Annotated in this window: 6 protein-coding genes; 3 read left to right on the top strand and 3 right to left on the bottom strand. The window is 73.9% G+C overall.

The features are described from left to right. Positions 1–112 precede the first annotated feature (112 nt). A complete protein-coding gene (locus tag AB0H87_RS38035) occupies positions 113–1,030 on the bottom strand; it encodes a LysR family transcriptional regulator (RefSeq protein ID WP_360157428.1) in 918 nt (305 codons plus the stop codon). A 72-nt stretch (positions 1,031–1,102) separates the two neighbouring features. On the opposite strand from AB0H87_RS38035, the gene AB0H87_RS38030 reads away from it, so the two are divergent. From AB0H87_RS38030 to AB0H87_RS38020, 3 genes are read left to right on the top strand one after another with little or no spacing between them, the layout of a single operon-like run. Beyond that, entirely contained in the window at positions 1,103–2,011 is a 909-nt protein-coding gene (locus tag AB0H87_RS38030) for an EamA family transporter (RefSeq protein WP_360157425.1), read from the top strand. Further along, entirely contained in the window at positions 2,011–2,193 is a 183-nt protein-coding gene (locus tag AB0H87_RS38025) for a hypothetical protein (RefSeq protein ID WP_360157422.1), read from the top strand. Before AB0H87_RS38030 ends, AB0H87_RS38025 begins: the two co-directional genes overlap by 1 nt. Next, positions 2,190–3,095 (top strand): serine hydrolase domain-containing protein, encoded by a 906-nt coding sequence (locus AB0H87_RS38020; RefSeq protein WP_360157419.1) that lies wholly within the window; start codon positions 2,190–2,192, stop codon positions 3,093–3,095. The genes AB0H87_RS38025 and AB0H87_RS38020 overlap by 4 nt, the downstream gene beginning before the upstream one ends. Before the next feature lie 7 nt (positions 3,096–3,102). Here AB0H87_RS38020 and AB0H87_RS38015 read toward each other — a convergent pair whose 3' ends face one another. Beyond that, a complete protein-coding gene (locus AB0H87_RS38015; protein ID WP_360157416.1) occupies positions 3,103–4,353 on the bottom strand; it encodes an enolase C-terminal domain-like protein in 1,251 nt (416 codons plus the stop codon). After that, a complete protein-coding gene (locus tag AB0H87_RS38010; RefSeq protein ID WP_360157413.1) occupies positions 4,350–4,814 on the bottom strand; it encodes a hypothetical protein in 465 nt (154 codons plus the stop codon). Before AB0H87_RS38010 ends, AB0H87_RS38015 begins: the two co-directional genes overlap by 4 nt. Positions 4,815–4,940 lie beyond the last annotated feature (126 nt).

Genomic DNA, 4,940 nt, shown 5'->3' with positions numbered 1-4,940 from the left:
GGAACACCTGCGGTGTGCCGGAGTCGGGCGAGTAGTCGGTCACGTAGGCGACGTCGTTGTACCGATGCAACCGCGTCCCGCCGGCCGTGGGCAAGAACGTGTGAGCAGACCGTCAGCCGTTTGCGTCGGCACCGGGGACGTGGCCCCGGTCCCAGGAGGCGCGGAGGGCCGTGACCGTGGCGCTGATCGCCGGGCGGGCCGCCGAGGCCGCGCGCCAGGCGACCGTGACCCGGCGGGTCGGGCGTGGGGCGACCGGGACCGCGACCACACCGGCCGGGAGGGTCGGGCGGGCCAGGCGGGGCAGCATCGCCACGCCCAGCCCGGCGGCGACCAGGGTGAGCTGGGTTTCGAACTCGCCGACCAGGAAGTCCGGTGCCACGCCGGGGAGCACGCGCAGGAGCCACTCGTAGCAGATCGCGCCCGGTGGTGCCGCGATCCAGCGTTCGCCGCGTAGCTGGTCGCGGCGGACCGGGGTCGTCGCCGTTGCCAGGCGGTGGCCCGTCGGGACCACCAGGTCCGCGATGTCCAGGCCCAGCTCGGTCGACGCGATGCCCGGCGGGAAGGTGATCGCCGCCTCCGGCCAGTCGTCGAGGACCGCCAGGTCGACGTGGCCGCGCTGGAGCAGGTCGAGGGCGTGGTGCGGGTCGCCTTCGACCAGGCCCGTGCGTAGCGACGGGTGGTCCGCCGCCAGGCGGTGCAGGGCGTAGGGGAGCAGGCCGCGGCAGGCCGTGGCGAACGCCGCCACCGTCACCCGGCCAGTGACCGTGTCGCGCTGCGCGGCCAGCGCCGCCTCGGCCTCGTCGAGCGCCGCCAGCACCTTGGCCGCGTGCGTCGCCAGCACCCGGCCCGCCTCGGTGAGGCGGATGCGCCGGCCGTCCTTCTCGACGAGTGTGGTGCCGGTCTCCCGCTCCAGCTTGCCGAGCTGCTGCGACACGGCCGACGGCGTGCAGTGCAGCGCCCCGCTGGCCGCCAGGACGGTACCGTAGCTGGCCACGGCGTCCAGCGCGCGCAGCCGACCCACCTCGATCATGTAGTGAGGCTACCCGGTCGGTGAAGGAAAGCTCGCTGGTGCTTAAGCGTCCGGAGCCCGGACGATGACGGCGTGAAACCACGCGACATCGCTCTCGCCGTCGGGGTGGCCGCGCTCTGGGGCGTCAACTTCGTCGTCATCCGGGTCGGACTCGACCGCTTCCCGCCGCTCATGTTCAACGCCTTGCGGTTCACCCTCGCCGCGGTTCCCGCCATTTTCTTCGTCGGGCGGCCGCGGGTGCCGTGGCGGTGGGTGCTGGCCGTCGCCCTGGCGCTCGGCGTCACCAAGTTCTCGCTGCTGTTCGCCGGCATGGCGGCCGGCATGCCGGCCGGGCTCTCGTCGCTAATCCTGCAGAGCCAGGCCGTCTTCACCGTCGTCCTGGCCGTCGTGCTGCTGAAGGAGCGGCCGGGCCGGCGCCGCGTCGTGGGTCTCGCGGTCGCGGCCGCCGGTGTGGTCGTCGTGGGCGCCGGTCTCGGCAGCGACCTGCCGGGCGGCGCGTTCGCCCTCGTGATCGCCGCGGCCGCCGCCTGGGGACTGTCGAACATCGCCACCCGCAAGGCCGGCGCGACCGACATGCTCCGCTTCATGGTCTGGGTCAGCGCCCTGGCCGCACCCTGGCTGATCGCGCTGTCGCTGCTCGTCGACGGCCCGGCCACCGACCTGGCGGCGCTCCGTTCCGTCACTCCGTCGGCCGTCTTCGCCGTGCTCTTCGTCGCCGGTGCCGCCACGCTCGCCGGCTTCGCCGCCTGGGGACATCTGATCGGCCGGTACGGCGCCTCGACGATCGCTCCGTTCGCCATGCTGGTGCCGCTGTTCGGCATCGCCGGCGCCGCCCTGCTCCTGGACGAGCCGGTCCGGCCGACGGACGTCCTCGGCGGGCTGCTCGTGGTCGGCGGCGTCCTGGCCGGCCTGGTGCGGGTCCCGTTCCCCACGCCGCGCCGCGTATCTTCTCCGCGGGACATGTCGAACGGGGAGGCATGATGGGCGTTCTGTACGACTACTTCCGGGCACCGGACGCGGCCGCCGTCGCGACGTTGACGGACGAGACCGACGGCGGCCCCGGGGCCTGGGGCGGCGTCGAGCCGGTCGTCGACGCCAAGGGGATCGACCTGGCGGTCAACCTGGGCAAGGTCGTGGCGTTCGCGCGCTGGATCCGCCTGTGACCGGCGACGTGGCCGTGGGCGTGTCCAACGCGGGCACCAGGCAGGTGGCGACGGGTGCGACCGCGTTCCGGATCGCGTCGCTGACCAAGGCCTGCACGTCGACGGCCCTCGTGCTGACCATGCGCGAGCGCGGGATCCCGTTGGACACCGCGGTCAGGGAGCTGCTCGCGGACCTCGACTGGCGTGCCGACCCGGGCATCACCGTGGAACACCTGCTCGGTCAGGTCTCCGGGCTGCGCGAGTCGGTCGACGCGGCCACTGCGGCCGCCCTGGGCGACGGGCCCGACGCCCTCACCGAAGCGGCCCGGCTCGTGGCCGGCGCGGGCAACGACCGGGCGCCCGGGACACGATGGTCCTACTACAACGGGAACTACTTCCTGGCGGGCGCGATCCTCGCCGCCCTGCACGACGCGCCCTTCGAGACCGCCGTCCGGCGCACGCTGCTGGACCCGTGGCACCTGTCCAGGACGACCTTCGAGACGCCGGGCGACGCGGTCACCGGGTGGGACGGCGACACGCAGCTGCCGCACACCGCGTACCCGCGCGCCCGCCGGCCCAGCGGCGGCCTGTGGTCGTGCGTCCCCGACCTGCTGACCTTCGGCGAGCGGCTCATCGCCGACGACGTCCTCGTGAAGACGATCCGCGGCCCACGCACGAGGCCGGACGACCCCATGACCTACGGCCTCGGCTGGGCGGTGGGCCCGCATGGGCAGCTGTACCTCAACGGCCGCCTGCCCGGCTACCGCGCCGCGATGCTGCTCGTGCCGGAGCGGGAGCACGTGAGCGTCGTGCTCGCCAACCAGCAGGACGCGCTGCCCGCCGCGGCCCGGCTGCTCAGCGACCTGCAGCGACCGCTGACCGGCGACGACCTGGCGGATGCCATCGACGGCTTTGCGGCCTGACCGGGCGTCACGGGGGCTCGAGAGCACCGTCCGGGCGGCGGATCCGGACGGACCACCGCTCGTGTCCGTAGTGGTGCGGCGGATACTTCGCGGCCGCCTTCTCGTCGAGGTCGATGCCCCACCCGGGCGCGTCGGACGGCGTCAGGTAGCCGTTCACCGGCGCCAGCGTGCCCGGGAACACCTCGTGCACGGCGTCCGCGTACACGTGGCCCTCCTGGATCCCGAACGCGTGGCTCGACACGTCGAGTGCCAGGTTCGCGGCCATCCCCACCGGTGACACGTCGGCGGGGGAGTGCCAGGCGGTACGCACGCCGGACAGCTCGCACAGCGCCGTCAGCTTGCGGGCCGGGGTCAGCCCGCCGATCGCGGAGATGTGCAGCCGCAGCAGGTCGACCCCGCCGGCGGTGACCAGCCGGGCCGCGTCGGGCACCGAGCCCACCTGCTCACCCGCGGCGATCGGCACGGCCGCGGCGGCCCGCAGCTCCGGCAGCCGGTCGTAGTGCTCGGGCGCGATCGGGTCCTCGACGAAGAACAGCCGGTGCGGCTCCAGCGCCCGGCAGAGCACCAGCGCCTGCTTCACCGTCAGTCGACTGTGGACGTCGTGCAGCAGCGACACCTCGTCACCGAGCGCGGCGCGGGCCTCGGCGAACAGGCGAGGGGTGGTCGCGAGGTACTGCTCGACGTCCCACCCGTCCGGGTTGGGGGCGCCCGGATAGCCGCCAGGGATGCCCGGTGCGCCATATGTGCCGACACCCGGGCCGCCGGTCTGCAGGCGCACGTGCCGCAGCCCCTGGGACATCAGCGCACGGGCATGGTCGATGGTGTCACCGATGGTGGCCCCGCTGGCGTGCAGGTAGATCGGCACGGCCGCGCGGACCCGCCCGCCCAGCAGCTCGTACACGGGCGCACCGGCGCGCTTCCCGGCGATGTCCCACAGCGCCATGTCCAATCCGGACAGTGCGTTGTTGAGCACGGGCCCGTTCCGCCAGTAGGAGGACAGGTGCACCATGCGGGTGATGTCCTCGATGTCCGCGGGATGCCGCCCGACCACCAGCTCCGCCAGATGGTCGACGACGGCGGCCACGGCCGTGGCGCGCTGCGTGAACGTCGCGCACCCCAGCCCGTACAACCCGTCCTCGGAGGTGTCGACCCGCACCACGACGAGCGTCGCCTCGGGCGCGGTGACGATCGCCCGCACCCGGGTGATCCGCAGCGAGTCCCGTGCGGCCCACGGCGGCTGGGTCTCGACCAGGGTCATACGGGTTCCTCCTCGTGCGGCAGCGGCTGTGAGCCTAACGGCAGGAGATGGGCGGCTGTGAAGCCCAGCACCCGCCGCGCCGGCTCCAGCGCGACCGGCACCGCCCGCCCCGGAAACCGCGCCCGCACGGGCACGTCAGGCAGGAACGCCGTCAGCAGCTCCTCGGTCGGGTACGGCGCCAGCGTCTCCGGGGCGGCGACGAACAGCACGTGCGCGCCGGCCGGCGGCTCGGTCAGCGCGAGCAGGCAGGCCGCCGCCGCATCGGTCGTGTGCAGGTAGGCCCACAGCTCCAGCGCACCGGACCGCGGCGCGGCGGCGAACTCCGCCGACCGCCGGGCCAGCCGATCGAACCCGCCCAGAAAAGGGAAGCGCAGCGCCGTCACCGCCATCCCGTGCCGCCGCGCGACCATCGCGGCCGTCGCCTCGTCGGTCTGCTTGGACAGCGCGTAGGGGTCGGACACCTGCAGCGGATGCCGCGCGTCGAGCGGCAGGTAGACGGGGCGATCGTGAAGTGCGTCGCGACCAACATCTGCGGCAGTGACCAGCACATGGTCCGCGGCCGCACCACCGCGCCGGCCGGCCTGATC

The organism is Asanoa sp. NPDC050611, assembly GCF_040654855.1.
GTDB lineage: Bacteria > Actinomycetota > Actinomycetes > Mycobacteriales > Micromonosporaceae > Asanoa.
Note: the sequence above shows the minus strand (reverse complement) of the source record. Positions and strands in the feature narration are given on the sequence as shown.